The organism is Microbacterium sp. ISL-103, assembly GCF_018613995.1.
Classification (GTDB): domain Bacteria; phylum Actinomycetota; class Actinomycetes; order Actinomycetales; family Microbacteriaceae; genus Microbacterium.
Window position 1 is genome coordinate 1 of record NZ_JAGGPD010000487.1, and the last position, 3,938, is coordinate 3,938.

General features: G+C 68.9%; 4 protein-coding genes. All 4 read right to left on the bottom strand.

Going from position 1 to position 3,938, the window contains the following annotated elements:
• On the bottom strand, nucleotides 1-293 hold a 293-nt coding region (coaE, locus tag J7E68_RS16405; protein ID WP_215174389.1), incomplete at its 3' end, for a dephospho-CoA kinase.
• A gap of 31 nt (nucleotides 294-324) precedes the next feature.
• Entirely contained in the window at nucleotides 325-909 is a 585-nt protein-coding gene (locus tag J7E68_RS16410) for a CoA-binding protein (RefSeq protein WP_215174391.1), read from the bottom strand.
• Complete coding sequence (locus J7E68_RS16415) at nucleotides 906-2,210, bottom strand: O-acetylhomoserine aminocarboxypropyltransferase/cysteine synthase family protein (RefSeq protein ID WP_215174393.1); 1,305 nt, start codon at nucleotides 2,208-2,210, stop codon at nucleotides 906-908. The genes J7E68_RS16410 and J7E68_RS16415 overlap by 4 nt, the downstream gene beginning before the upstream one ends.
• The coding region (gene acs / locus J7E68_RS16420; RefSeq protein ID WP_215174395.1) for an acetate--CoA ligase at nucleotides 2,207-3,938 on the bottom strand (1,732 nt) is incomplete at its 5' end. The genes J7E68_RS16415 and acs, both read right to left, overlap by 4 nt.

Consider the following 3,938-nt stretch of genomic DNA (forward strand, 5'->3'; position numbering starts at 1 on the left):
CGTCGCTGCGACTCGGCCCGGCCGGCCGGGTGCACGAGCGCGTTCAGAGTGGCGAGCGCCGCCGGATCCCCGAAGACCTTCGCTCCGAGGGACGCGCGATCGAGTGCGCCCTCCGCAGTGATCACGTCCGCGCCGAACGCCTCTTCGATCCGGTCGAGCACCGGGGATGCGGGGGCCTGTACGTCACGGACGATCTGGTCGGCGTCGACGATGACGGCCCCGAGCTCGGAGAGCCGTCGTGCGATGGTCGACTTGCCGGAGGCGATGCCGCCGGTGAGTGCGATGAGAGGCATTCGGCCAGTCTAGGCTTCGACCGCGCGGGCCTCAGCGCCCGAGAAGCTGCCGCCGCGAGCTGATGACGCCCGTGTCGAACCCGGCCAGGTGCAGTCCACCGTGGAACCGCGCGTGCTCGATCTTGATGCAGCGGTCCATCACCACGGAGAGCCCTGCGTCGGCGGCGAGGGCCGCCGCGTTCTCGTTCCAGGAGCCCAGCTGCAGCCACAGCGTCTGCGCTCCGGCGTCGATGGCCTCCTGGGCGACACCGGGCAGGTCGTCGTGGCGGCGGAACACGTCGATGATGTCGGGGACGACCGGCAGCTCGGCGAGCGACGCGTACACCGGCTGACCGAGGATCTCCGTCTCGCGGGGATTCACGAGGTATACGTCGTAGGCGGTGCTCGAGAGCAGGTAGGTCGCGACGAAGTAGGAGGCACGCGCGGGATTGTTCGATGCGCCGACGATCGCGACGGACTCCGCGCGCCGGAGGATGTCGAAGCGCTGCTTCGGGTTCGACCCTTGCCACGTGCGTTCCGCGTGCAGAGGAGCCGCTCCCGGCAGCGCGCACGCCGCGGCGTCCTGAGGCACGGGCAGCGCGCAGGCGTCCGCTCCCGAGAGGTTCGTGTGGCTCATCGGTTCGCTCCCGTCGCCGTGCTGAGTGCCTGGTCCAGGTCCCAGATGATGTCGTCCGCATCCTCGAGGCCTACCGAGATCCGGATGAGGTCAGGCCGCACCCCGGCCGCCTCGAGCTGCGACTCGGTGAGCTGACGATGAGTGGTGGATGCCGGGTGGATGACGAGCGTGCGCGCATCACCGATGTTCGCGAGGTGCGATGCCAGCTGCAGGTTCTCGATCAGTGTCTCCCCCGCCGCGCGACCGTCCTCGGCTCTGACTCCGAACGCGAACACCGACCCCGGCCCGAGCGGCAGGTACTTCGCGGCGCGCCCATGGTGCGGATGCCCCTCGAGCCCCGCCCAGGTCACGTATTCCACGCGGGGGTCAGACGCCAGCCAGTCCGCGACGATGCGCGCGTTGGCGAGGTGGGCGTCGATGCGCTGCGGCAGCGTCTCGACACCCTGCAGGAGGTTGAAAGCGGACTGCGGGCTCAGCGCCGGACCGATATCGCGCAGCTGCTCGGTGCGCAGCTTGGTGAGGAACCCGTACTCGCCGAAGTTGTCCCACCACTTGATCCCGCCGTAAGACTCCACCGGCTCGGTCATCTGCGGGAAGCGGCCGTTGCCCCAGTCGAACGTTCCCTTCTCGATCACCACGCCACCGAGAGTCGTGCCGTGGCCGCCGAGGAACTTCGTGACCGAATGGATGACGATGTCGGCACCGTGCTCCAGCGGACGTGCCAGATAAGGGGTGGCGAGTGTCGCGTCGACGACGAGCGGCACGCCGGCAGCGTGCGCGACCTCCGCGAGGCCTTCGATGTCTGCGATCTCACCCGACGGGTTGCCGATCATCTCGACGTAGACGACCTTGGTCTCGGGGCGGATCGCCGCCGCGTAGTCGGCCGGATCCGTGGAGGCGACGAACGTGGTCTCCACGCCGAATCGACGCAGCGTCACATCCAGCTGGGTCACGGTACCGCCGTACAGCTGCGCCGAGGCGACCACGTGGTCACCGGCTCCGACGAGCGCGGCGAACGTGATGAACTCGGCGCTCATGCCCGACGCGGTCGCGACGGCGCCGATCCCGCCCTCCAGCGATGCCAGCCGCTCCTCGAGGGCGGCGACGGTGGGGTTGCCGATGCGCGAGTAGATGTTGCCGTACTTCTGCAGCGCGAAGAGGTTGCCGGCGTCCGTCGCATCCTCGAACACGAAGGAGGTCGTCTGGTATATCGGCACGGCGCGGGCACCCGTCGCGGCATCCGGTGTGCCTCCGGCATGGAGAGCCCTCGTGCGAAACCCGAAGCGGTGGTCTTCCGTCATTGCGTCCTCAGTTCAACTGTCTCGAGCACGGCGGCGATGTCGTCGACGGCCCACGGGTTCTGCAGAGATGTCGTGTCCCCGAGCGGCGCCGGTGCGCGTCCCGCTCGCCGGTCCTGCTCGGCTTCCCAGAGCTGCGCGAGCAGTCGGCGCATGATCTTGCCGGAGCGGGTCTTGGGCAGGTCGGGCACCACGACGATGTGCTTCGGCTTGGCGACGGGTCCGATCGCCGTGGCGACCTGTCCTCGCAGCTGCGAGGTCGAGACCTCTGCGTGTCCTGACGCGGTGACGAATGCGACGACGGCCTGCCCGGTGACCGGGTCGGCGACGCCTGCGGTGCCTGCCTCCCCCACCGTGTCGTGCGCCACGAGCGCCGATTCGATCTCGATCGTCGAGAGCCTGTGGCCAGCCACGTTCACGACGTCGTCGAGGCGGCCGAGGATCCAGATGTAGCCGTCGGCATCGCGCGTCGCCCCGTCACCGGCGACGTAGTAGCCGCCGTGTTCACCGTGTCCGGCGTACGCCGACCAATAGGCATCGCGGTAGCGCTGCGGGTTGCCCCACACGGTCCGCGCCATTCCCGGCCACGGACGCCGCACCACGAGCGTTCCGGATCTTCCTGGTGCCACCTCATCGCCGTTCGCATCGACCACGGTCGCATCGATGCCGGGCAGCGGCACGGATGCGGAGCCGGGCTTGAGGGTCGTCACTCCCGGAAGCGGCGCGATCATCGCCGCCCCGGTCTCGGACTGCCACCAGGTGTCGACCACCGGGAGCTCGTCGCGCCCGAAGTTGCGACGGAACCAGATCCACGCTTCGGGGTTGATCGCTTCGCCGACCGTTCCGAGCAGACGCAGCGTCGACAGATCATGCCCGTGCGGCAGCTCCGCGCCGAACCAGGTCATGAATGTTCGGATCAGGGTCGGCGCGGTGTAGTACACCGTCACGCCGTAGCGCTCGATGATCTCGAGGTGTCGCTCGCGGTCGGGGGTGTCCGGCGTGCCCTCGTAGATGACCTGCGTGAGGCCGTTCGAGAGCGGACCATAGATCTCGTACGTGTGGGCGGTCACCCAGGCGAGATCCGCCGTGCACCAGTGCACGTCGTCGGGCTTCGCGTCGAAATGGGCCCAGTGCGCCCAGCTCGCATGCGTGAGGTATCCGCCGGATGCGTGGACCAGCCCCTTCGGCTTCCCCGTGGTGCCCGACGTGTAGATGATGAAGAGCGGATGCTCGGCATCGAACGCCTCGGGCTCGTGCTGGGAGGAGGCGGTGTCGACGACGTCATGCCACCAGACGTCGCGTCCCTCGGTCCAGGGAACATCCTGCCCGGTGCGCCGGAGCACGAGGACGTGCTCGAGGTCGGGAAGATCCGCGGCCGCGATGTCGGCCGTCGACTTGACCTCGGTCGCGGTGCCTCGGCGGAACTGACCGTCGCTCGTCACGAGCAGCTTGGCTCCGGTGTCGGCGAGTCGGAACCGCACCGCTTCGGCCGAGAATCCGCCGAAGACGAGGGAGTGCACGGCTCCGACGCGCGCGCAGGCGAGGGTGACCACGACCGTCTCGATCAGCACCGGAAGGTAGATGACGACGCGGTCGCCCGGTCGGATGCCGAGTGCGATGAGTGCGTTGGCCGCGCGCGACACCCTGTTCTGAAGGTCGGAGTACGTCCCGGCGATGCGGTCGCCGGGCTCGCCCTCGACGTGGAGCGCGACCTTGTCCCCTCGGCCGGCC